Raw genomic sequence first — 25,364 nt, 5'->3', positions numbered from 1 at the left:
AAACCATGTCTCAAACAAAAAGAGAAACCCATCGCTTCAGAAAAGAGTGGGTTTCTCTACAGCCTGACAAGCATACTGCCAAGGCAGTATGCTTGTTTTCGATCACCCCGAATTTAAGCTTCTTTATGTTTTTGGCCGCTATAGCCTTGAACTTTCAGGTTCTTGCGGCTGGTTTTCCTGATAAAAAGGAATAGGAGTGCAAAGCCCGCCACGCCCAACAAAGCCGTCACAGTGCTGATCCGGTACATCATATGCGCGCCTAAATTCTGGAATATCCAGCCGCCTGTGACGCCCGCTACGATCCCGGACACCCCTCCCCAGCTCAGTGCATAAACCGCTTGACCCGAAGCCCGGTATTCCTTCGGAACGAGCAGGACGGTCAATTGCGTCCCCACATAGTAATAGCCTGCAAAAGTAAGACAGTGCAGGGCCTGGATGAAGATGATCTGATAAGGGTTTGCCGCCACCGACATTAGAAACCAGCGCAGCGCGTAAAGCATACTGACCACTGCCAGACAAAGGATCATCGTTCTTTGGTTTTTGCGCAAATACCGGTCGAATAGCAAGTAAACCGGGATCTCGAAGATGGATGATAGAAAAGCGGACCAGCCGATCAGAGCATTTTTGCCTCCCAAATCGGAGATATAGATGGAAACAAACGTGTTGTTCATCGAGTTGGGGATTGAAATGAGTACACCAATGGCAAGGAACATGATAAAAGGTTTATTGGTCCATATTTGACCATAACCGACCTTGGCGCCCTTCCGGTTATTTGTTTTGCCTCCACGGGGCAGCTTGATGGCTAAGAAGATGGAGATGACCATCATCAAGCCGTACACGATCCACAGCTGGCGAATGCCCAGACGCTCGATGACCGGTCCTGTAGCCACCGCCATGACCGCCCAGCCTAGTGACCCCCACAGCCGGAAGCTGCCGAACTTATGGCCTGTCTTTTCGGCCACATCCAGAATGAGACTGTTGCTTTGCGAGAACAACGGGCTTTGGAAGAAAAAATAGAGCAGCATGAACGTAAAAATAAGATAACCCGCGTTCAGTGAAAAAACGATTTGCATGACCACCGCATTGCCGATCAACAATATAAGCAGAACACGCCTGGCATTCTGAAGCCGGTCGCTCCAATATCCCCAGAAGGGGTTGGACAGCAGCGAGATGAAAGGACCTCCGGCGAGCAGCATGCCAACCGTAAAGTTGGACATGCCGGTTTCCTTCAGATAGAGCGGAAAAAAAGTGCTATAAACGGCGATAGCCCCGTAGATGAAAAAGTTGAACACTTTTATGAAGCCCAGGGAACGTATGTTAGTCAATGAAGGGGATGACATGTACTTCGCTCAATCCTTTCCAGCTGTCGAACCTGTTTTTGCAAGCTTCCGGTACTGCGTCGGTGTGATTCCAGTGTACGATTTGAAGATCGAGCAGAAATATTTGTACTCCTTGTATCCGACCTTTTCGGCGATCTCAAACACCCGCTCATCGGTCCCTACCAGACTGGCCTTGGCCCGCTCGATGCGCACTTCATTCAAATATTCCGCGAACCCCTTGCCGAAATTTTGTTTGAACAGGTTGCTGAAATAGTTCGGCGTTATTTTGAGCCAGGCAGCTACCTCAGAGGCCTTCAAATCCGTATGGTAGCGGGAATAAATATGCTTGTTGACGCGTTCGGTAATCCAGTGGTTCTTGTTGGACAGAGAGGAATGAATAATGGAATGCAGGGACCAGAGCTCCTTGCGGAGCAGCGATTCCATGGCCCGGTAGGAGTTGTGCACCAGCAGATCGACTTCGCCCGTGTTGAACAGATCGGCACGCTCTGACAAATCCATGCCGTTCGTGTGCAGTCTGCGCTGCAGGATGATGCTCAATTCCTTGAAGGCTTGCAAAATTTCCTTCACGAGATAGCCCCTCTCGCGAAATTGCCTCATGATGCTCCCGATGACTTCATCCAGTTCCTCATAGCTTCCGTGGAAAAGAACATGGACCAGCTGCTTCTCCAGCTCGAACGGAGAGAACGGCAGAGGGTGCCTTCTGGAGATTTGCTCATCATTATGGAATAAAACGGTGCGGTCGTCCGGAACCGCGGTTAGCTGCAGGGCGGCGATCGCCTCCATACAGCGGGGGGAGGCTTCATCCAATTGGGAAAAAGCCGGCGACACGCCGAAATGCAGGCGGGGAGCCGACGGTACCAAGCTCTGTGCTTCCGACAAGGCATTAGTCAGATCCAGCCGGCTTACCTGCCGGGAGCCGATGCACAGAGAGAGCAGCAGATTCGGATGATGGAAGAAGGAGATGACCTCCTGATCGTATGGCTTCAGCGACGCATGAACGGTACTCTCCCACAATTTCCGGGCGGACTGCTGCTGCTCCTCGGGCGTACGGTCGGTCCACTCGGCATAATCCTCCAGCTGGCTGGCGACAAACCGGTAGGACGACAGGACATGTGCGGCTGATGGCGGCGTTTCGGCGTCCTTCTGGATCGCGGCTCCTCCTTGTACAAGCTGGATCATCCACTTTACCCAGCTTTCGCGCTCACGCTTTTTTTCCTGCTCCGCGTCATGCGAGATTTCCGTGCAGATTCTCAGGACCATCGCCATCAGCTCCTCGATGTTGACCGGCTTCAGCAAATAATCCTCGATCCCAAGACGCAAGGCCCGGCGCGCATACTCAAAATCATCATAGCCGCTGACGATAATGATGCGGATCTGCGGCCATCTTTCCTTCAGCTCCTTGGCCAGCTCAAGTCCGTCCATCCCAACCATGTTAATATCCGTAAGCACGAGATCGACAGGCTGTGCGGATACGAATTGCAAGGCTTCCGCACCGTCATAGGCTTCCCCCGCCACTCCCACGCCGATCTTATCCCAAGGAATTGTCTGTCTTAAGCCTTGGCAAATGACCGGTTCATCATCAACGATTAGCAATCGAATGGTCATGTTTCTCCTCCTATTCGTTCTTCCAAAGAGGTAATCTTAACCTTACGCATGCTCCCGTATTGAATTGTCCCACGGGAAGCTCTACTCCGTAGCCGCTGCCGTTAACAAGCTGAATCCGTTCATGAATGTTGCAGATGGCGTGATCCAGCACACTTTTATCTCCGGTCCTCTTCTGAAGAGCCTGGTGGATCAGACGCCATTTTTCCATGGAAAAGCCAGTCCCCGAATCGATCACATCAATAATCAAATTCATACCGTCCCGATAGGCGCGAACGTCAATTTTTCCTGCCTGCCGTTTAAAGCCGTGCTTGATACTATTCTCCACCAGCGGTTGAATGACCTTTTTGAGTACCGCCGCATCCTCTAATGACGCTTCCATAAAGAGACTGAACCGCAGCTTGCTGCCCATCCGCTTCTGCTGTAAATTCAAATAAGCCCGAACAAACTCCATTTCACCGGCGAGCGTCGTATGATGCTTGCCGCTGTCCATCCCCATCCGGAAAAACCGGGATAATGTCTCAATTAATTGGCTGGTCTCAGGAGCCTGCTCCAATCGGGCCGTCCATCGAATCGTGTCGAGCGTATTATATAGAAAATGTGGATCCATCTGGCTTTGCAGGATTCTCAGATCCGAATCCTTCTGCCGGATCTCCAGCTTATATTTCTTATCGATGAGATCTTTAATCGTGGTGACCATATTATTGAACTGCCTGCCGAGCTCGCCGACTTCATCGCGTGAGCGCACCTCGACCTGAGCCGAGAAGTCTCCGTGCTTGAGCCGGTGCGTTTCTTTCTTCAGCTCGAGGATCGGCCGGATGATGGCCAGTTCGAAGCCGATTAAAGCGAGCAGGCCAAGAACCAAAATAACAAGGATCAGAATCTGCAAGGACGCTTTAATGGCCTTTGTTTTCTCGACAATCGTCTCATCCTTGACCATCGCCACAATATTCCAACCCGTAGATTTCATATGCTGGTTAAATACGACGTAGGAGGTTCCTTCCTCCCGCAAGGAGAACACATTATTGCGCTTGGTTACGATTTCCTGAAGCATCGTCCTGTCCGGATACGGCTTACCTACCAGCTTCTCATTCGGATGCAGCAGGACGCTGCCATTGGGACGGACAATGAATATTGAGCCCTGATCCTTGGGGACCGGCGTTGTCAATAAGTCGGTGAACTCAGATTCATTCAGACGAACGATCACCTGGCCGACCGGAGACGACGGCTTCTCAAACGAATTAATAACACGGAACATCGAGATGACGCGTTTACTGCCAGTCCAGCCGCTCTCCAGCGAATAGGAATCCGTCCAGACAATTCCGCCCCGATCGGCCTTCGCCAAATCGCTCCAGGGCTGTTCGAAACCTTTGACCGGCTCTCCCATCTGCAGCTCATTGCCGCCCACGCCCTGCAAAGAAATCGATTTGATATAATGCTTAGACATGGTCTGGAACGCGAAGAAGCCTTCGATCGCCGTCTTGTCCTTATAGATTTGCTCCATGCTGCCGGGAGTGGGCTTAGCTTCCAGAAAGCTGCGGTAATTTTCCTGATAAATCATGTAGTCCGAGATATCTTCAATCGCCTTGATCTTCTCGGTCAGATTCATCTCGATTGTATTGAGATTCTTCTCCATAGAGTCGATATACTGCTGCCGCAACACGGACTCATACCGGCTCAGGATCACATATCCGATCAGCAGGGATGGAAGGGTGACCAGCATAATGAAGATCGCAACTGATTTTTTTCTTAAGCTGATATTGAGAAATCGGTTTGTGCTTGATTTCAACTGGTTTCATTCCCCCCGGGGCTGGCATACTCCTTTATTTCACTGCCTTGAGCCCTGTTTCCTTCTATCATAAAGGAAAACTATAGATGAAATCTGAAATAGCATTCGACCAAATTCTGCAAATCCATTCTCCTTCGGCTCTAATGAGCGAATATTGCCGAAAGCTATCCTTTGACGGCGCCGGCCGTCATACCCTGCACAAGCTGCTTCTCCATGGCCAGGTAAAAAACGAGAAGCGGAATCAGTGCCATGCTCAAGGCTGCCATTTGCAGGGTTTGGAACCGGGTCTCCGTACCTGCGAAATTGGCAAGACCCAAAGGCAGCGTCTTCAGAGCAGCTTTATTGATCAGAACGAGCGCAAACAGGAACTCATTCCAGTTATAAATGAAATTAATAATAATGACTGTGGCCAGCGCAGGCTTGGTCATCGGAAGGATAATGGACCAGAAGATCCGGTAGATGCCGGCCCCATCCATAATGGCGGACTCCTCTATATCCTTCGGGAATATTTTCATGAAGCCTACAAGAATAAAGATCGTAATCGAAAGGTGAAAAGCCGTATACGGGAGAATCAGAGACAGGTGGGTATTGAGCAGCCCTACTTTTTTCATCAGAATAAAAATAGGAACAAGCGTGGTATGGATTGGAATCGTCATCCCAATAATGAACAAGCTGTAAAGCCATCCCCGAACCCGGAATCTGAATCTGGACAGGAAGAAAGAGGTCAGCGCTCCGAGAAGCACGGTAAGCACGATCGCACCCGCAGTCACTAGCACGCTGTTCCAGAAATATGTGCCGAGATGCGCGACCTTCCAGGCCTCTGCATAATTGCTGAAGTTCCAAGCTTTAGGCAGTCCCAGCGGATTGGTGGCAAAGTCTTCCTCGGTTTTGAACGAACCGACTACCATCCAGACAATCGGGATAATATTAATGATACAGAGAACCGCTAAAAATAGATGAATGATCGTTTTCTTTCCCCGTGATGTTTGCATAGCTCCTCCTTCCGCGGCATGCCTTGCTCAATCATTTCGGCTGGTTGCCAATTTGGCCGCATAAATAGCGATTAGACTGAATAGTAGAATCAGGATGGAAACGGCGCTTCCAAGCCCGAAATTCATGTTGTTGAAGGCATTGGTATACATGTAAATCGTCATGACCTCCGTATTATGGGCCGGCCCTCCTGCCGTCATCACGTAGATGAGGTCAAATACCCGGAAGCTGTTGCTGATCGAGAAGATAAGCGTCACCCAGATCGTTTCCTTCAGCATCGGAAGGGTAATATGCCGGAATCGTCTCCAGCCGGTCGCTCCGTCCATAGCGGAGGCTTCACGGATCTCTTCGGGAATATTTTGCAAGCCAGCCAGAAAAATAACCATATAGAAGCCGTAATTTTGCCATAGATAAGTGATGCTTACGGACAGCATGCCGAAGCGTTGGCTGCCCAGCCAGTTTTGTTTCCAGGACTCCAGATGGAGAAGGCCTAAAATTCCGTTCAACAGCCCTGATTCCGTGCCATAGACCATATTCCAAATCATCGAGACGATAACCGCCGAGATGATGACAGGAAGAAATAAAGCGGAGCGGTACATTTTGAGGCCTCTCAAAGAACGGTTCAACAGCAGAGCGAAAAATAGTCCAAGGGGCAGCTGGCCCACGATTCCGCTTACCATCATGAACAGATTGTTTTTTACGCCTCTCCAGAAAATATCGTCTTTCAGTATCGAGACGTAATTGTCGAGGCCCGCGAATGTCATGTCGGACAGGCCGTCCCAATTGAAGAAAGAATAGTAGAAGGACATCGCGACGGGAACCATCGCAAAGCCGATATAAATTATCAAGGCGGGGAGCATCCCGGCAAAAATAGTCAGTGCCATCCGCTTCGTTATCGTCATAGTTAGCCCTCCTTTGTGTGGGTTTTCTTATGAAGGGGTGAAGGGGCAGCCGGGACAAGCCTTAAGCCGCCCCGGATAGTAAAGCCCCTGATCCGCGCTCCTGCTATATCCAGATCGCGAGAGACTTCGAGCTCGCTGCGATTTCATCTGCCGTCATCTCGCGGCCCTTCGCGTCGGAGAGGTATAGACCTTCGCTGATCAGCATGGTCGAAAGCGCAATTTCGGCCGTCGGCAGAAGACTGACGCGGCCCTGCAGGGCTGCGACCCAGTGCTGCTGCGAGGAATCGTAAGCATCTTCATTCTCTCTCATCCGGTGCCAGCGGATATCCATCCGGTTCAAATCGATGCGGCTGTCCATATCCATGTCGGCGACTGTCGTATGATAGCTTAATTCCGAGGTTTGCTCCGCAGAATGATAGGAAGGGAGCCTGATACCGCCTCGTGAGCCTATAATGCTGCTGCCTTCAACGCCGCCAAGATGAACGGCCCAGGCCTCGAAAATATCCAGCGTCACACCGCCTTGAAAAGTGACGAAGCCAAGCGCGAGCTCTTCCACATCGAAGCCGCTTTGCGCGCTTCTTTGCGGATCCATCTCCATCTCTTGAATCAATCTGCCGGTGACCCGCTCAAGCTTCGGGTTCCCCAGCAAATACAGCATTTGGGCGATATGGTACACGCCCATGTCCAGAAGAGCCCCGCCGCCTGCGCTTTCCTTCCTCGTGAAATGAGCGGTGCCGAAGCCGTCTACAAAGGGGCGGCCCCGGCGCCTGAAGCCGCTCGACCGGGCATGAAACAGCCTGCCCAATTGTCCGGCGTCGATCAGAGCCTTCGCTGCCTTCGTTTCCTTCTTGTAAAGCGTGCCCAGTTGGATGTGAAGCATCTTCCCGCTCTCGCGGGCAGCGTCGACCATCCATTTGCCGTCGTGATAGGAACCGGCGATCGGTTTCTCGCAGTAAACATGCTTGCCGGCCTGCAGCGCGGCGATCGTCAGCGGCGCATGAAAGTTGTTATGCAGACACACATCGACCGCATCGATATCATCCCGCGCCAGCAGCTCTTTATAATCCGTGTAAACATCGGGAACCCCGTATTTCTCCGCAGCCTCCCGGGCTTCCCGTTCGTTAATGTCGCATACGGCGATCACCTGCGCGCCTTCAATGCGGGAGTAGTTGTCCAGATGCTGCTTGCCGATAATCCCTACGCCTATAACGCCGATTCTGATTTGTGCATGTTCCAATGGTTACACCCCCAAGCTTTACTTTGAAGCTGCCCGTCGTACCGCCGCCAGCAGTCTATTCATTGTGGCCAATGCCCATTCGATTTCGATAAATGGATCGGACGGGGCATTATATTCCACCGCCCAATATCCCTCATACCCGCTGTCTGCCAGCGCTTTAACAGCTGCTTCCGCTTTTGCGGAAGCAAGTGTCCGCGCGTCCAGATGAACGTGATTTACCCAAGGGGCAACCAGCAGATCTCCCGGTTCATCCGTGTCATTCCAGCGTCCGATATGGAGCAAAATGCCGAATCCCGGGTGATCAACAGCTTCGGCGACCTTCCTCATCCAACGAGGATCCAGCGAAATGCCCGTATGATTCTCCGGGCCAACCGTAAATCCGTAATCCGCCGCAAGCTGTGCATATTCCCGGTAGCGCAGGACCGTATACTCGAACTGTTCCTCTGTCAACTCCCCGGGTCCCCGGTTGGCATCGATCCGAACCGTCCTTGCACCCAAGAGATGCGCTGCATGCAGATGCTCCAGCGCGTTGCGGTGCAGCTGGTCCCTTTCACCCGGATCCGGATCCCACAAGTGGGCCCGGTCCACGATCAGGTTGGCGACCGTCAGCTGCTTCTCGTCAAGCGACTTTTTGATTTTTCGGAGATGGTCGTCGCTTGCGAGCTTCCAGAGGGGAACACTGCGATCCGTGAAAAAAGCGTTCCACAGATCGACGGCATTCAGTCTGTAGCGGTGCTTGACCGTCTCCAGATATCCGAAGATGTCCATTTCGCCTTCGCTGAACAGCTGGTAGAAGGAGAATCCTCCAAGCGAAGCTTTCACTTGCCACCCCTCCATTCCCTGATTAGTCGGCATGCTGCTCCGCCGAATTATTTGACCTTATCCATGGCCTCCTGCATATCCTGGGCGACCTGTTCCGGTGTTTTCTGCTTCATCGTAATGGCCTGAAGGTCATTCTCGATCACGTCCTTGATTGTTGCCGGCATCACGCTGTCGAACACTAAGGCGTCGCCGTTCTTGGTCAGCTCGATCATTTCCTTCAAATATTTGCTTGTGTCCTGAGGCATATCTACCGTAGCCGGGACTACGATGCCCTTGCTCATCAGGTTCTGGTACAATTCAGGAGCATAGAAGTACTGCAGGAATTTGAGCGCCGCTTCTTTCTTCGCTCCTGTTAACTCTTTGCTCAGCCCGATACCGTATTGGATGACTCCGGCGCTTTTGCCCGCTGTGCCTTTTCCGCCTTCGATGGACGGGAAGAGTGCGATGCCGATGTTGTCCGGGTTTTCCGTGTTGCTGACGCGGAATTTGGTGTCGATCGTCGAGCTTGTCATCGTCATCGCCGATTTCTTCTGCAGGAAATAATCCTGCACCTGTACTTCGTCCATCGTGTTCAGGTCGGAGTTGAAGGCATCGGCTTTGTTCAGCTCATCGAGAATGCCGAGCGCCTTCAAATAGTCCGGATCTGTGAATTTTGCTTGACCTTCCTTTACCTTGGTCAGGAAATCGGTTCCGGCACTGCGGTCTCCAACTGCCGACATGAAGGTGGACTGCAGCGGCCATCTGTTCTTGTTGCCGATACCCATCGGCGTCACGCCGGATGCTTTCAGCTTCTTCACCAAATCCAGGAAATCGGCGTAGGTGGTCGGAAACGCATTGTAACCGACCTTCGCCAGCATATCTTTGTGGTAGTAAATAATATCGACAAAGGTCATTTTCGCCGGGATGGCGTACTGCTTACCGTCTACGTTGTAACCGGCCAATGCCTGAGCGGGCAGGATATCTTTCCAATTATCCATAATTTCGTCAATCGGCATCAGTACATCCGCATCGATATACGGGTCCATATCAATTCCGGGAAACAGGATGAACATATCGGGCATGCTGTTTCCGGCCGCTTCCGTGCGCAGCTTGGTGCGGTATTGCGCGGAAGGAATGTCCTGTGCTTCGATCTTGATATTCGGATTCAGCTCCTGGAACTTCTGAATCCGTTCCTTGTACAGCTGGTTGTCTACGTTAGGGCTCGACCAGTTATCCTCCATCGTGAGCGTAACCTTCTCATCGGCTGCCGCCTGAGGCTGACCGTTGTCCGCCTTGTCGTTTCCGCAAGCCGTAATGGTTAGCAGTGCAACGGAAGCGGCGGCAAGCAGTGACTTTTGAAACAAACCTTTAATCATACACATTCCCCTCATCCAATGTTATTTTTATTAACATCAACCTTACAGGACTATTATATAATGAGCGCGATTGCTCTTACTATCCCGGCCAATTATGATAACATCCAAATTTTTAATGCAAATACAGGCTTTCGCGTTGCTGCACCGCGCGCTGGGAGCTGCCTGCGGTGTGAAAAAGGCCGGAATTCACCACGCAGCCACTTCTCCGTCCGCCCTTGGTTCCGTCCCGCCTGCCAATACGCCGGTTGAGGGATCTCTCCAGATGATCTGCCCCCGGCCGAACATACCCGAATCCAGCGCGCGCTGCACCACATCCCCCTTTCTGGCCAGAGCCTGTGCGATTTGATCGGGGAACTGCGGCTCCACTTCAATTATCTTTTCTTTCATCCACCGCCATCTTGGCGCATCCAGGGTTGCCTGAGGGTTAAGATGAAAATCGATGGCATTCATGACGATCTGCACATGCGCTTGCGGCTGGATCAATCCGCACATTACGCCGAAGGGACCGACCGGCAACCCATCCTTCGTAATAAAACCCCGGAATGATCGTATGGCAGGTCTTCTTCCGTGGCTCCAGGACGTTAGCGTGTTCAGGGTCCATGGAAAATCCGGCCCCCCGGTTCTGCATGCAGATTCCCGTTCCGGGAATGACGACCCCGGACCCAAAGTCGCCGGAATGGCTTTGAATGAAGGAGACCATGCTGCCCTCTCCGTCCGCCGCTGCCAAATAGACCGTACCTCCCGTAGGCGGCTCTCCGGCCAATGGAAGCAAAGCTTCCATACCGATCAGGGATCTTCGTTCCTCAGCGTAAGCTTCGGAGAGCAGTTCCTGGACCGTAACCTTCATATTTCGCGGGTCCGTAATATATTTTATACCGTCCACATAGGCCAATTTTACAGCTTCTATCTGCTTGTGGTAGGTGGCTACGGTATCCTTTGCGTCAAAATCCATGCCTTTGAAGATATTGAGCGCGATCAGAGCGACGAGTCCTTGTCCGTTCGGCGGAATTTCCCAGATATCGTAGCCTCGGTAATTTACGCTGATCGGGTCTACCCACTCCGGACTGTATTCAGCCAAATCCTCTCTGCCAAGGAAGCCCCCGTGCTTGCGGAAGAAAACATCGATTTTCTCGGCCAGCTCTCCGCGATAGAACGACTCCGCTTTTGTCATTGCAATAGATCGCAGCGTACGGGCGTGATCTGCAGAGCACCAAATCTCACCCGCGGCGGGAGCACGGCCTTGCGGAGCAAATGTGTCCATCCAGGGATCATATAATTCATTCTTCAATGCACGGATGTTGTCATAGCCCTTCTTCCAGTATTTAGCTATTGTCGGAGATACCGGAAAGCCGTTCTCCGCGTATTCGATCGCCGGCTTCAGCACTTCATCAAATGGAAGACGACCGAATCGCTCCGACAACGCCGCCCAAGCGGCCGGCGTTCCGGGAACGGTTACCGGCAGCATGCCATAGGCCGGAATTTTGTCGTATCCGGCTGCACGGACTTTTTCAAGCGAAATCGAGGCGGGAGAAGGCCCGCTGGCGTTCAGGCCATGCAGCTTGCCATCGACCCACACAATTGCGAAGGAGTCGCCTCCGATGCTGTTGGAATTCGGCTCGACGACAGTCAGACAGGCAGCCGTCGCGATTGCCGCATCCACCGCATTGCCCCCATTCTTGAGCATATCGAGGCCCGCTTGCGCGGCAAGCGGCTGGGTGGTCGCGACCATTCCTTTTCTGGCGTAGGTTACCATCCTCCTGGAGGGGTATGGATTCCATAAGGAGTCATAATTCATACTGCTTCTCTCCTTCTTCATGGATTCAATCAGCGGGTTGAGACTCCAAAAGCTGTTGAATGCGCTTTATTTTTTGTTCACGAAAAGTTAATGTGTCTATTATAAACGGTGTCATTAAAGATCGATATCCTACGCAAATATAAAAATATCCCAAAATATTAAACGGGTTTGACGCTCCCTCACAATATATTATCTCCCATTACGAACAGTTTTCGAGGCACATCACTAGCAGCGGCGCTGATCCGTCGCTCGTCAATCCCAAACGGCGGCTCCAGCTAGGGAGATCCTGCTTACTCTTCATCCGACTTGCAGATCGGGCAGGGGCTGACCTGCAACCCGGTTAGCTGATGTTTTTACATTTCAACCTTAGCTTATTTCGTCATGCACTGATTCTGGTTTTAAACCATCATTATAAAAAAAAGAGCAGCCCACATCGGCTGCTCTGCTTCTTATATACGGATATTCAGTTGAATGTAAACAGTTTAACACAGGGCAGGGTTCAAGCTGTCTACTGACAGGGCGTTTAAGAATGATCCGCAGGGAGAGATCGGGCTCTCATGAAATGGTAAGCCGTTCCTGTCAGAACCAAAACCGCTCCAATGATTCCGAAGCCAACGGACAAACCAAAGATGCCCGATACCGCTCCGATAAAAAGCGGATTAATAAATTGCACCGAACGGTTAGCCATCGTGCGGATGCTCATTCCCATGCCCTGCTCATGCGTCTGTACAGTGTTTGCAACCATAATAAGCGCCATCGGCTGATTGATGCCGGTACAAGCTCCCCAGATGAAGATGACTACGGCTATGAACCAAACCGCAGGCTGCAGCGAAAGACCAGCCAAACATAGGCCTCCTGATACGATGCAAATAACCATCATCCATTGATAGCCTACGAATTTGAGCAGCGTTCCGACGAATGGACGGATAATAACAGCCGCAGCGCCCGATAAGGACAGCAGAACACCTACCTGCGTATTGGATAGCCCGCCCGTTGAAAGATAAATCGGCAGAAACGTCCCTCTGATGTCGACGAGGATGAACAGGATTCCGTTGAGAAGAATAGCCATGAAAAACAACCTGTTGTTCTTCATTAGACTTATTCCAATGACATAGCTTTTCCAAAATTGGTGTGTTCTGCCCATGCTCCTGACCGCATTCGACAACGCAGCTTTCGGCAGGAAGAAAGCGTTACCGAATGCGAAAGCGCTCAGAATTGCGTACAGGGAAAACACGTTAGCATAACCGCCATTATCCGAAAGTATTCCGCCCAGCACCGGACCCGACAATTGAGCAAGTGAATTAACAAAGGCGAAATTGGACAAGATATGATCGCTTTTTCCCGAGGTTTTCACTTTACTTGCTTCTATCGCCGCCGATGCCTGAAGAGCCCCCCAGGTCAATAGAGCCCCAAATCCGTTTATGATTTGTCCTGTCAGGAAGAGAAACAGGATACTCTGATTCCCGCCCACAATATACATGAATCCGCTCGCTGTACAGAGCGCGGTACCGATAAGCACCGACTTTCGGGTACCGATCCGGTCAATAAATCCGCCTGCCGGCATCGCGAATAAGAATGGAATAATCGAATTGAGAGCCAGGAAAAATCCGACCATCAGCGGCGGATAGCCTTGAGAACTGAAGTACAAGACATTGACCGGCCAAACCATGCTGATTCCAAGCCAGTACAAGATGACAGATAAAAAGAGTACACCGAAGGCCCCCCAATAGAGGGGCTTCTTGTTGGACGGATCAAATTCAGCCGAAGTCATATATCATCATTTCCCTTTGTTCGGTTTCATGTCGACCTCGTAATAATTAACCTGTGAAATCGGGTTGATATTTACATTGATCACATAATCGTAACTCGGCCAAATCGTATGCGCGGAATAATACGGCATGTATGGCAAATCTGTCATAGCGATTTTCTGCACTTCCGCGTATAACTGCTTTCTTTTTTCCGGATTTGTCTCGGAACGCGCAGCTTCCAGTTTGGTTGTCAGAACCGGGTTATCGTACCTTGCTCCGTTAAGTCCTTTGGGCACTGTATAAGACGGGTGCAGGTAGTTGAACAGTATCGTGTCTGGATTGATTGCAGGCAGCAGTCTTGAAGATATTTCATAGTCGCCCTGATTTCTCCGCTTGTTATACGTTGGCGAATCCACAAGTTCAAATTGCAGGTCGATGCCCACTTTTTTCAGATACTCTTGTTCCAACTGCAGATCTTCGGTTATGCCAGATGACGATGTTGTAAGCTGATGGATTGTAAAGCCGTTCGGATAGCCCGCTTCAGTAAGCAACTGCTTCGATTTTTCCGGATTGTAATCATACCTTGGAACATCGCTTGTATATACATCCATCCATTTTGGCAGCAAGTTTATGGTCGGCGCTTCCAACAGAGGATAAGTGGTCTTGATAATTGTAGGCCAATCGATTGCGTAAGCATAAGCCTGCCTTACCTTAACGTCATTGAGAGGCTTGACGGTCGTGTTGAATACCATGACATTAACGGCCCTGTCTTGACGGGTATTCATTAGAAAACCGGCTTGCTGCAGTCTTTCAATCGTTTCCGTACGATCAATTCGCATCGCCAAATCAACTTCACCGTTCTGCAGCGCAATACCGGCCGTGTCATCATCCTTGATGATGGAGAAAATGATTTTGCTGATCGGCGCCGGACCTTTGAAATAGTCGGCATTGCGAGCAAGCACGATTTCCTGGTTCGTTTTTAAGCTTTCCAATTCAAACGGACCGGTGCCGACCGGATTCCATTTGTACTGGTCTCCATACTTTTCTACGGCTTCCTTTTTAACAATTTGCCCCTGGTGATAGTTGGCGACGATATGAGGAAAATTGCCGTCCACTGTTTTCAGCTTATAAACGACCGTGTAATTATCGGGGGCTTCGACCGATGCAACGTTGGCGAAGTCGTTTGCGTATGGTGAAGCTGTTTTCGGGTCAATGATACGCTGGTAGGAGTATATGACATCGGCAGCCGTAAGTTCACCATATCCTTTTTGCCACTTGACCCCTTTACGCAAATGGAACGTCCATGTTTTATTATCGCTCGATTCCCATTTATCCGCGAGATCGGGAATGATTTGACCTGTCTTTGAATCATACGACACCAAACCGCTATAAATGTTGAAAGCGATATTTTCGTTTTCTGTCCGGAAAACTGAGGCAGGATCGTATCCGGCGGGATCGTCATAAGTACGGACGCGCAGCACTTTGTCTTCAGCTTTCCCCGTATCCGCGGAATTTGCTGAATTGGTTACAGCCGCATCTTGTTTGGAATCGCTGTTACTGGAACAAGCCGCGAAAATTAAAGTAAGAGATAGAAGCAATACCAACACACGAACAACTCCGAATCCTTTTTTCATAGTATGGCTCCTCTTCTTCTATTTTTAAGATTTTACTCTAACAAATTAGTTAAGCATCCCTTGGTTTTCTTAAGAAGCGGGTTTATCTTTCCTTTTATAACTTTGCCGGCTCCTTCTCCTTTCCGGAGGCAATTTCTGCAAAATATGCCGATGCTTCAAACCGGTCAATGACATCAGCGTATTTTTGATGTAAGTCGAACAGATTCACGTAGTGGGACATCTGGGTACGGTCAAAACAAGCTTCAGCCACGACACCCATATGATAGCGGTTCGTTGCGCCGTCAACTACCGTTGCCCGGACGCATCCGCTCGTCGATTCGCCACAGGCAATCAGCGTATCGATGCCCATGGAGCGAAGCTGATAAGCGAGCACCGTTCCATTAAACGCGCTCGGAGATGCTTTGCGAAGTATGACCTCTCCCGGCTGGGGTGCAACTTCTTCAACGATTTCGCTCATTCTTCTGCGAAGTTCCTCCGGGATGTTCGTCGGTCTTCTGCCTATTCTGCCGCCCCAACCGATTACACCATCCGTATCAAGTTTCGTGATGTGGATGACCGGAATGTTGTTCGCCCGGGCTGCGGCTAGCAGCTCTGCCGCACGGTCCACGGCTTCCCAGCCCTCGAGTCCCATGGCGCCGGGAAGATACTTGATTTGCTCTAGCAGCGGCTCTCTCTTCAATCCGAGAACTCCATAGTAAATGTCGATAAGTAGAAGTGCTGGGCTTTTTCCGAACCCGAAAGGTTGTTTTTTACCCCATAATTTGTAATGTTCTTTATCTTGCTCGGTAAAGAATCGTTCCCATTCTTTCGTCATATCCATTTCAAAATTCCTCCCTGTGTTTTGTTATAAAGCTCTTTCATTCGACTTTGACTGCGGCTTGGAGAAGGGCTTTTTTTGATCCCCCTCCGTTGGTTCGGCGCCTGGCGTTTTCAACTTCCATTTCAACGAGGTAAACAACGAAAATCCAAACATTGCTGCAACAAGAAACCCGCCTCCTGCATAAAAAGCAATCGATAACCCGAGCGTTTGACCCAAGATGCCGAATATAGCGGGGCTCAAAATTTGCGATATTCGATTCATGATCAGACGCATCCCCATCAGCTTGCCACGATTTGGCCCCTGGTCGTCGTCGACCATAATCATGATACTCACCGGCTGATTGATCCCAACCGCGCCTCCAATGATCATAACCACAATAATGATCCATGCCATGTGCAAACCTGCGAGCGGCGTCAACACAACACCAATAGAGGCAATAATACCGGCAATTATCAGTATTCGCTCCATAGACGCAAGGCGCATAAACCAGCCTAAACCGTATCTGGATAGCATACTTGCAAAACCTCGTATTGAAATAATGACTGAAATAAGTAATGTAGAGTATCCAAGCTCATCCAAATAAATCGGCATAAAGCTCACATACAGCGATTGAATGTACATAATCAGGAAAGTAGCGATCAATCCGAACTGAACGGAGCGAATTTTCAATAAATGCCAACCGCTGATGTAACTGTCAAGAATACCTTTTGTATTCAGCAGATCCTTAGGTTTCACGGACTTTTCAGCTTCTGCATGTTGATAGCCTTTGGAAATAATGAGCAATAATATAATAAACAGAACTGAGGTCACGCCGGCAGCGCCGAAAGTGAATTTATAGCCGAACAGTTTGTTTGCAAATAAAGAAGTTATTCCCCCGCCGATTAACGGACCCAGCATCCCGCCGGCAGACATCCACATCGAATATTTATTGATGCTGCCGTTGCGCTCCTTTTTGCGCCCTTCAGAAACCAGCACCTGGAAGCATGACGACATGATAAGGACGCAAATACCCATAAATATTTGTGATATTGCCATCATCCATAAACTCGTGGCAATCATGTTGGTAAACAGCGATAAACTAAGCGATACACTTCCGTATTTCAACATTCGGACGGGACCGACCGAGTCAATCAGCTGTCCAATCGGCATCGCGATAAAGATAGGCAGAAGCGCACGCATAGTGACCAAAAACCCGATCGAGGCATTAGAGGCGCCGACTTCCTGCGCATAGAGCGTGAAAAAGGGCTGCGCCATGCCGGTAATGGTATAAAAAAAACCGCCGCCGTAAATTCCAAATTTCCGATAAAACTCAGGAGACAACATAACAAGATACCTTTCTGTTCACTCGATAATCATCGAGTTTTGGTTTTTCTTTCATGCATCTTTCCGTTACTAGAGGACAACGGGAACTAAACGCGCATCCTGCTGGAGGGTTCGTCAAACTAGGCAGTTCTCCTTGAAGCAATTCAATATTCCTGCTCTCCTCCACCCTTGGGTCCGGCACGGGAACGGCGCTAAGCAGAGCCTTCGTATACGGATGAACGGGATTATTGAATATTTCTTCGGCCGGTCCGTACTCAACGATTTCACCCAAATACATAACCGCAATCGTATCGGAAATATAGCGTACGGTTGACAGGTCATGGGAAATAAAAATAAAACTAAGTCCCATCTCGTCTTTTAAATCGCATAACAGATTAATGATTTGAGCCCTGACGGAGACGTCCAGTGCCGATGTCGGTTCGTCTGCCACAATGACAGATGGATTCAAAGCAAGCGATCTTGCAATGCCGACGCGCTGGCGCTGTCCGCCGCTTAACTGACTAGGATAACGGTCCAAATAAGAAGATTCGAGTCCGACCTTTTGAATCAACTCTCCCACTTTCTGTTTGCGATCCTCTTTTGTGCCGATCTTTTGCACATTGAGCGGTTCCCCGATGATTTCACTGATTTTCATTTTCGGGTTGAAAGAAGAATAGGGATCTTGGAAAACGATCTGGATATTTCCCTCTATGTTGATGCTTCCTGACGTAGGCTCATCCAGATTCAGCAGCATCCTGGCGGTTGTGCTTTTGCCGCAGCCGCTTTCCCCAACAATGCCGATCGTTTCGCCTCTCTTAAGGGTCATATTAATGCCGTTGACGGCGCGTACTACCGTACTTTTCTTCCACGGGGCCAACGATGTTTTTGTAAAATGCTTGCTCAAATCCTGGATTTTCAAAACAGTGCCGCTTGCATCATTTACTTCCTTATTTTTTTCGGAATCCATTTTCTTGACGGAATATTCCTTTTTTTTGTAGCTCAAAAGTTCAGCGATTTTTTCTTCTCCTTCGCTCATTAACCCATTTTCCAACCAGCAGGCAGCCGATTGATTGCCGCCCCGCAAGGTCAAATCGGGCGAATCCCGATAACAGCGGTCGGTAGCCACAGGGCATCGTTCTTTATAAGAACAACCTGTAACTAGCAATTTCATATCGGGCGGGAAACCTTGAATTTGCAAAAGCCGATGCTTTTTTTCCCCGGCAACGCTTGGGATCGTCTTGAGCAAGCTTTGCGTATAGGGATGCTTCGGCTGACTGAAAATTTCGTGGACAGTTCCGAATTCAATGATCTTTCCGGCATACATGACCGCGACTTTTTGCGCGAACCGGGCAACCAGCCCCAAATCATGAGTAATGAACATCATGGCGGTGCCTGTCGTTTCCGCCAATTCCTTTAAAAGCTGGACAATTTGTGCCTGAATAGTTACATCCAGAGCAGTTGTCGGTTCGTCGGCAATGATCAGCTTTGGGTTGCAGGATAGAGCCATCGCAATCATGACACGCTGCCGCATACCTCCGCTGAGTTCAAACGGATAAGAGGATATTCGTTTATCCGCATCAGGAATGCCAACGCGTGTCAAAAGTTTAATGGCCAAGCTGCGCGCATCTTTAGCGTTTAATTTCAGATGCATCCGGATCGGCTTTACCATCTGATCTTCGATCTTCATGACCGGATCTAACGACGCCATTGGATCTTGAAAAATGGTACCGATTGCGCTTCCACGGAACTTATTTAAATCCCGTTCTCCCAGTCCGATGAGCTCCTTGCCTTCCAGTTTGACGCTGCCTGACACCACTTTGCCGGGAAAAGCCAGCAATTGAATCAGGGACATAGCCATTGCGCTTTTCCCCGAACCGCTTTCGCCGACAATGGCTAAACGTTCTCCGCGCAGCAGTTCAAAAGAAACGCCGTTAACCGCCTTCACAGTCCCCGAATCCGTAAAGAAGTGAGTATTCAAATCGCGAACTTGCAATATCATTTTCTTTTGAATCCCTTCCATCTCCATGTTGCGTCCTCCTCAAGTCATTCATGTGAGCTCCGTTTATTTCCTTGCTTTCGGATCCAAAGTTTGGCGAATACCGTCGGATAAAAAATGAAGGGAAATTGCGATGAGAAAAATAGAGAGCCCCGGCATCGCTGAGATCCACCAAGCTTGCTGAAGGTACTGCTGTCCTTCCTTAATAATATTTCCGAGAGACGGCTCCGGAAGCTTAATTCCTAGTCCTATAAAGCTCAAACTAGCTTCGAGCAATATCGCGTTGGCAGCGGCAATACTAGCGGCTACGAGCAGCGGTGCGATCGTATTCGGAACGATGTGTTTGGCCATAAGCCATCCCCGGGAGGCGTTCACAGTCTTGGCGGCTTCAATATAGGTTCGCGATTTTAAGCTGAGTACGAGTGAACGCTGCAGACGAATGAGCCTGGGTACGTCCGCCACCGTAATTGCGATGATCACGGGAACAATTCCAGCTCCGAGAATGGCCACCAGCATGATAGCCAGCAAAAGCGATGGGAAAGCAAGGAAAATATCGACGATCCCCATGATGATTCGGTCCACATACTTTCCGTAAAAACCCGAGATTGTTCCCAAAACAACTCCAAAAATCAGTGAAATGAGCGCAACCGAAAAGCCCACAGTTAGAGAAACTTTACTTCCCGCCAGTGTTCTGCTGAGCACGTCTCTACCAAGTTTATCTGTCCCGAACGGATGTTCCAGCGAAGGTTTTTGCAAGCTCGCCTGCACGTTAGACTCCAAAGGCGGCTGCAAGGGGAGCAATTGAGCAAACATAGTTGCAAGCACAAAAGGAATTAGGATGATCGCAGCATACAATACGCTTTTATTTACATTAAAAAACCGCAAATATGGAATAGATATATGTGCCGGTTTTCCCGCTGGGCTGAACGGCGTACCTACAGCTTTCTGATTCATTTCAAATCCCTCCTCTTGTTCAAATTAGGCTATATCTGTACTCTCGGATCGACTTTTTTGTAAATCAAATCCGTAATATAATTCGCTGAAATGAAAATAAAGGAGTAGAATAAAATGCCATTTTGGACAAGCGGATAATCCCGGCTGTTAATACCGCTGATAAGCAAAGTTCCGGTTCCCGGTATGGAGAAAATGTATTCCACAATAACCGCTCCGTTTAGCAGGTTTGCGAAGCTTAAACTAATTACAGTGATAATCGGCAGCATGGAATTTTTTAATGCATGCCTGAATATCACTACAATTTCCGACAGGCCCATCGATCGCGCCGTCCTTACGTAATCCTCGTTCAACACTTCAAGCACCGAAGTACGTGTAATCCTCGCCAGAGTGGAAATCTGTGAAAGGGAAAGAACAATAACAGGCAGCGCCAACCGTCTAATCAGCATGAAGGGATCATCGAATTGAATCGCGCCGCTTGCCGGCAGCAAGTGCAGAGTAAGGGACAGTAACAGCATCAGAAGCAGCGAGGACATGAAAGAAGGCATTAATTCCCCCACCATCGAAGCCGAGGTGAGGGCATTATCCAGCGTCCGCTTTCCTTTATTAGCGAGGAAAGCGGCGATCGTTCCAAGCGGTATGGCGATCAGGATGGAAACAATAAGAGTTAATACGGCCATCGTGAACGTGATTGGAAGAGCTTTCAAGATCAGCCCCGTAATAGGGAGGGAAGTCGTGAGCGTATTTCCCAGATCAAATCTTATAATGCTTTTAAGATAGTCGAGATATTGAATCCAAAGCGGAGCATTAAGCCCCAGCTTTTGCCGAAATACCTCTAAGGCCTCTCCGGAAAGGTTGTCCCCAGCCATAGCCGCTGACGGGTCGCCCGGAATCATACGAATGGAGAAAAACACCAGCGTAACTACGCCTAGCATCGTCACAATCAGCTGCAAAGTTCTTTTTATGGAATAGCTGAGCATCTTTTTCACCACCCGGACTGTTTTTTACCAATCAAATCATGCGATTCAAAGAGATTCGTTATATCGTTTTCAGCAGTTCACGGTTCGCGAGATGTTCCAACACCTCATCAATGTGCATCACATCGGCGTATTTATGGTGCAGATCAAACAGACTGATTTTGTGGGATAATGGACTGCGGTCAAAGCAACATTCCTCCACAACAACGGAATGGAAGCCGTGGGAGTATGCATCGACCACGCTGGCGCGTACGCAGCCGCTCGTGGATTCCCCGCAAACGATCAAGCTGTCAACGCCCATCATCGTTAAATACGCAGACAACGGAGTGCCGTAAAAACCGCTTGCCCTTGTTTTATAAATGATCAAATTTTCCGGTTCCGGTTTGAATGCATGGTATATTTCATAGGCGTCATCGCTTTTCACAGAAGTCGATTTACGGTTTGTTGACGAAAATGCCCCCGTCATCCTTGTTTTTTGGTCTCCCGTCAAATAAATGATAGGAAAACCAAGCGATCTTGCGGCCTCGACTAATTGTTTAGTAGGCTCAATGGCTTCCCAAGCATGAATACCGCAGGAGCTTGGATACTCCTTTTGCAGCTCAATAACCGGCCGGGCACCTCCTTCGTAAGCAAGGTTATACAGGTCGACCACCAGCAGGGCAGGTTTTTTTCCTACATAAGTTTCTCTCCGATACGTCTTATAAATTTCCAACAGTTCTTCACTAACCATTTCTTTCCAACAGTGATCTTCAAAATCGTACTTCATTTAAAATTCCCCTCTCCATTTAGCAAATTTGTAATACTCTTGAATGTTATGATATGTGACATCATCAGGACGTTTCCTGATATTTGTTAACATCATATTCTAATTTAAATGTCAAGTAAATTACCGAATATGAATGGTTTTATTGAAAAAACGAATGAAAGCGAATGCATTTGTCTGGAATTCTAGAATTTCAATGACAAATCCATAGTTTTACATGTTAAAATGAATATATTGCGTTATATTACATGACATCAATTATTAAAAACCTGGAGTGATGCGGAATGAATTTAGAACAAATCAGCACCTTTCTGTCCGTCTATCAAGTAGGGAGTTACACTAAAGCTGCAGAACTGTTGTATTTGCCTCAGCCGACGATTTCCCACCGCATCAGCCAGTTGGAAAAGGACTTAGGGAAGTCTTTGCTGATTCGCGGGAAAAGAAGAGTAAAGCTCACAGAAGAAGGAAAAGCTTTTCTGCCCCATGCCCAAAGTATTCTTGGCGCTTTGCAAAAAGGCAAGGAGGCTATTGAAAGGATTGGTCTGGGGGCTACAGGGACATTGTCGATTGGATGCAATAATTCATTCGCCCATGCGCTTCCGGAAATTATGGACTCATTTACTGCAGAATATCCGCATATTTCCATAAAGGTTTATTGTTATCCCACAAAAGAGCTTATACGCTTGATGAAAAACCAGAATTTCCAACTATGTATAACCCGTTACGCAAGTAACGACAGCGAGATTGTCTACCGCCCCGTACACAGCGAGCAGACCAAGCTTTTCGTATCCCCCGAGCATCGCTTTGCAAACAGTGGATACGTTTCTTTGAATGAAATTTCACAAGAACCGCTAATAACGTTCACAAGTGAAACGCAGTATCGAAAAATTATCGATGTAACGTTAAGCCAATTCAATTTGACGTATCAGGCCAAATACGAAACGAACAATTTGCAGCTAATGAAGCATTTTGTAAAAAGAAATATGGGGGTTTGTCTCGCCGGAAATTTAACGATGAGAAATGAAGTCAAACAAAAAGAGTTGGTTCAATTGGAGATTGAACACAACCCTTTTCCTCCCATCCAGATCTTTATCGCTAGTCTCGACAGAGAATTAAACAGCCTGGATTATTTGTTTTTTAAGCATTTTGAAGAAGGCATCACCAATAAATTTGAATTTCAAAAATCCTTATCTGTGTTGTCGAGCGATGTCTGGTAAAAAAATGCCTATAGTGTCAAGGCAATAAGTATGCCCTTACATCGATTGACCTTTTACTGCCTTTGCTGACTGGTTAAGTCTACCAGGGCACTGGCCCATTATCGTCGAATAATCCTCCGGTGGGGCCATACTCGTCGAGAGTGGCTAGGCGGATAGCAATAGCGGCACCTTGTTCCGGCGTGCGGGGACCGCTGAAGTTATTGAAATCGGTGGCGCAGTGGCCGGGAGCGCCAGCATTGACCTTGATCGGAGTATCAGCCAGCTCCCTGGCGTAATGCACGGTGATGGCATTAAGGGCCGTCTTGGACGTGGAGTATGAAATAAACGGTTGACCGTTGAACGCGCGCTCGGATCCGAGTGAACCGCGATAGCTCGAGATATTCACGATCCTAGCCGCAGGTGCCCGGCGAAGCAGCGGTAGCAGCTCATGGGTCACCGTGACAACACCGAAAACGTTCGTCTCGTAGACCTCACGGAACTCAGCGGCATTTACCTCGCTAGTCTTTCTCAGTTTTACCGCAATCCCGGCGTTGTTCACCAAGATATCGAGCTTACCGAACCGGTCTTCGATCTGCTGGGCGGCCACCCTGACCGAAGCCAGATCAGTAACATCGAGCTGCTGAAAAAACAACTTGCCATCACAGGACAGCTCCGTTACAGCCTGTGCTCCGCGTTCCGAATCTCGTGCGCCGAGCAGTACGGTTATCCCCTGCCGTGCCAGCCCGCGGGCGATCTCCTTACCAATCCCCTTGTTCGCCCCGGTGACCAACGCGACTTTGTTTTCATTTTTTCTCAGTTCCATGTTTCTACCTCTTTCTTGTTTTTACTGCATGATAACGTTTTTTGCGAACAATTTAAGTCTATTTCATGATATTGGTTTACATCATATTGCACTATGATTGACAAGTAAATAACCGAAAATGAATAGCATGATCTAAAAAACGAATGAATAGCATGCATTTCTTTGAAATTCCGCAAAAATTGCCCAAGCCGCCGGTCCAAGACCGCCAGCAAGGGCAATTGTTCATTTAGGCCACGGGGTGAAGTTCGCTGCCTGCTTGAGGATTCGTTCTAACTTTATTAAATTCATGCAGCAGGGCTGCCAAGTGACACGGCAGCCCTGAACGAATGTTTCGATTGCTATATCGATTGATAACCGCCGTACACTTCAAATTGTCTTATAATCGAGTCCGTAACCGGCAGTCCCAGCTGATCCATTGCCAATAAAACGGAACCGAATGCAGGCGCCATTTTCGGAATAATGAATTTAAAATGCTCATTCTGTTCTGCAATCTTGTCCTGCAAAGCAGCCAGCAGGTGCGGATTCCTTCCTTCTTGCACGACACTGCCCACCGTAACGATCGGAATTGTTTCTCCAGGAAAGCCGCCCAGTCGGCTTATCACCGAATTTGCGCTGCGACCCAGTTCGTCTCCCGCACGTCGCAGCAGCTGGATGGCCAGTTCGTCACCCTCGTCCCCTGCTTCGTGCAAAATCAGCGTCATGTCATGGGAGACTTCCATGATGTCGTTATCGAGGAAGTAATCGTATACTTGCCCCATATCGGCAAAACCAAAATACTTCGCTATTTTAACAGGCAGAATCGATGGTGCTTCCCGCATTTCCCAAGACCGGACCGCGTGACTGAATGTTTCCCTTGCCAAAGCCCCGCCTCCAGTCCGGTCGCCGAACAAGTAACCGAAACCACCGGTCTGCACCATGCGTCCCTCCCGGTTCCTTCCTGCTGCATTCGTGCCGCTTCCACAAACCAAAACGATACCAATGTTGTCCTTAGTGCCCGCGCGTAACCCCTCATACGTATCGCAAACCACGTCCCATTTTGAGAATGGCAAATTGGCCAGAGCGGGACGAAGAATATCAAAATCCTTTTGCCGGTCGGCACCCGCCAAACCGTACTGCACAAAATCAATATCCTCATAACCCAGCCCGGCCTGCTCAAGCGCCATATCGGCGGATTTCATGATATTCGCAAGCGCAGCTTCAATTCCCGGTACCTGATGATTGCCGCACCCCGCCAATCCGCGGGCAAGCAGCCGCCCCTCTGTATCCGTTATCACTGTAAATGTCTTGCTGTTTCCTCCGTCTACGCCCATAATATAAGCCAT

General features: G+C 49.2%; 19 protein-coding genes and 1 pseudogene. 1 reads left to right on the top strand and 19 read right to left on the bottom strand.

Translation table 11 applies throughout. The features are described from left to right. Positions 1 to 113: 113 nt before the first annotated feature. The 17 genes and pseudogenes from ACFPYJ_RS15410 to ACFPYJ_RS15330 form a co-directional block, all read right to left on the bottom strand. Positions 114 to 1,340: an MFS transporter gene (locus ACFPYJ_RS15410; protein WP_379189040.1), complete on the bottom strand. Its 1,227-nt coding sequence runs from the start codon at positions 1,338 to 1,340 to the stop codon at positions 114 to 116. 9 nt (positions 1,341 to 1,349) lie between these two features. After that, positions 1,350 to 2,945, bottom strand: coding sequence for a response regulator transcription factor (locus tag ACFPYJ_RS15405; protein WP_379189039.1), 1,596 nt, complete (start codon positions 2,943 to 2,945; stop codon positions 1,350 to 1,352). Positions 2,946 to 2,955: 10 nt separating this feature from the next. Further along, on the bottom strand, positions 2,956 to 4,731 hold the full coding sequence (locus ACFPYJ_RS15400; protein WP_379189038.1) for a sensor histidine kinase: 1,776 nt from the start codon (positions 4,729 to 4,731) through the stop codon (positions 2,956 to 2,958). Positions 4,732 to 4,895: 164 nt separating this feature from the next. Beyond that, positions 4,896 to 5,723 carry a carbohydrate ABC transporter permease gene (locus tag ACFPYJ_RS15395; RefSeq protein ID WP_379189036.1) on the bottom strand — a complete coding sequence of 276 codons (828 nt, stop codon included), beginning with the start codon at positions 5,721 to 5,723 and terminating at the stop codon, positions 4,896 to 4,898. Between the two features lie 27 nt (positions 5,724 to 5,750). Beyond that, positions 5,751 to 6,623, bottom strand: a complete 873-nt coding sequence (locus ACFPYJ_RS15390; RefSeq protein WP_379189035.1) for a carbohydrate ABC transporter permease — start codon at positions 6,621 to 6,623, stop codon at positions 5,751 to 5,753. 103 nt (positions 6,624 to 6,726) lie between these two features. Further along, positions 6,727 to 7,860 carry a Gfo/Idh/MocA family protein gene (locus tag ACFPYJ_RS15385; RefSeq protein WP_379189034.1) on the bottom strand — a complete coding sequence of 378 codons (1,134 nt, stop codon included), beginning with the start codon at positions 7,858 to 7,860 and terminating at the stop codon, positions 6,727 to 6,729. Between the two features lie 18 nt (positions 7,861 to 7,878). Next, on the bottom strand, positions 7,879 to 8,682 hold the full coding sequence (locus tag ACFPYJ_RS15380) for a sugar phosphate isomerase/epimerase family protein (protein WP_379189033.1): 804 nt from the start codon (positions 8,680 to 8,682) through the stop codon (positions 7,879 to 7,881). A gap of 47 nt (positions 8,683 to 8,729) precedes the next feature. Then, the gene (locus ACFPYJ_RS15375) at positions 8,730 to 10,037 is read right to left on the bottom strand and encodes an extracellular solute-binding protein (protein ID WP_379189032.1); all 1,308 of its coding nucleotides are present in this window, start codon (positions 10,035 to 10,037) and stop codon (positions 8,730 to 8,732) included. A gap of 186 nt (positions 10,038 to 10,223) precedes the next feature. Then, positions 10,224 to 11,832, bottom strand: a pseudogene (locus ACFPYJ_RS15370) (gamma-glutamyltransferase family protein). A gap of 523 nt (positions 11,833 to 12,355) precedes the next feature. Then, the gene (locus ACFPYJ_RS15365; RefSeq protein WP_379189031.1) at positions 12,356 to 13,603 is read right to left on the bottom strand and encodes an MFS transporter; all 1,248 of its coding nucleotides are present in this window, start codon (positions 13,601 to 13,603) and stop codon (positions 12,356 to 12,358) included. A gap of 6 nt (positions 13,604 to 13,609) precedes the next feature. Further along, positions 13,610 to 15,214 (bottom strand): ABC transporter substrate-binding protein, encoded by a 1,605-nt coding sequence (locus ACFPYJ_RS15360; RefSeq protein WP_379189030.1) that lies wholly within the window; start codon positions 15,212 to 15,214, stop codon positions 13,610 to 13,612. Between the two features lie 94 nt (positions 15,215 to 15,308). Continuing rightward, entirely contained in the window at positions 15,309 to 16,034 is a 726-nt protein-coding gene (locus ACFPYJ_RS15355) for an isochorismatase family protein (RefSeq protein ID WP_379189028.1), read from the bottom strand. 24 nt (positions 16,035 to 16,058) lie between these two features. Next, positions 16,059 to 17,357, bottom strand: a complete 1,299-nt coding sequence (locus ACFPYJ_RS15350) for an MFS transporter (protein ID WP_379189027.1) — start codon at positions 17,355 to 17,357, stop codon at positions 16,059 to 16,061. Further along, on the bottom strand, positions 17,344 to 19,362 hold the full coding sequence (locus ACFPYJ_RS15345) for an ABC transporter ATP-binding protein (RefSeq protein ID WP_379189026.1): 2,019 nt from the start codon (positions 19,360 to 19,362) through the stop codon (positions 17,344 to 17,346). Before ACFPYJ_RS15345 ends, ACFPYJ_RS15350 begins: the two co-directional genes overlap by 14 nt. A gap of 36 nt (positions 19,363 to 19,398) precedes the next feature. Then, complete coding sequence (locus ACFPYJ_RS15340) at positions 19,399 to 20,286, bottom strand: ABC transporter permease (RefSeq protein ID WP_379189025.1); 888 nt, start codon at positions 20,284 to 20,286, stop codon at positions 19,399 to 19,401. 29 nt (positions 20,287 to 20,315) lie between these two features. Continuing rightward, positions 20,316 to 21,263: an ABC transporter permease gene (locus ACFPYJ_RS15335; protein ID WP_379189024.1), complete on the bottom strand. Its 948-nt coding sequence runs from the start codon at positions 21,261 to 21,263 to the stop codon at positions 20,316 to 20,318. Positions 21,264 to 21,321: 58 nt separating this feature from the next. Then, a complete protein-coding gene (locus ACFPYJ_RS15330; RefSeq protein ID WP_379189023.1) occupies positions 21,322 to 22,026 on the bottom strand; it encodes an isochorismatase family protein in 705 nt (234 codons plus the stop codon). 281 nt (positions 22,027 to 22,307) lie between these two features. Between ACFPYJ_RS15330 and ACFPYJ_RS15325 the strand changes: the two genes are divergently transcribed. After that, complete coding sequence (locus tag ACFPYJ_RS15325; protein ID WP_379189022.1) at positions 22,308 to 23,240, top strand: LysR family transcriptional regulator; 933 nt, start codon at positions 22,308 to 22,310, stop codon at positions 23,238 to 23,240. A gap of 79 nt (positions 23,241 to 23,319) precedes the next feature. Here the strand turns inward: ACFPYJ_RS15325 and ACFPYJ_RS15320 are convergent, their stop codons facing one another. Beyond that, positions 23,320 to 24,042: an SDR family oxidoreductase gene (locus ACFPYJ_RS15320; RefSeq protein ID WP_379189021.1), complete on the bottom strand. Its 723-nt coding sequence runs from the start codon at positions 24,040 to 24,042 to the stop codon at positions 23,320 to 23,322. Between the two features lie 338 nt (positions 24,043 to 24,380). Then, entirely contained in the window at positions 24,381 to 25,364 is a 984-nt protein-coding gene (locus tag ACFPYJ_RS15315; RefSeq protein WP_379189020.1) for an N-acetylglucosamine kinase, read from the bottom strand.

Origin of the sequence: Paenibacillus solisilvae (genome assembly GCF_042656405.1) — a bacterium.
Lineage (GTDB): Bacteria > Bacillota > Bacilli > Paenibacillales > Paenibacillaceae > Paenibacillus_Z > Paenibacillus_Z solisilvae.
This window is presented reverse-complemented; position numbering and strand designations above follow the sequence as displayed.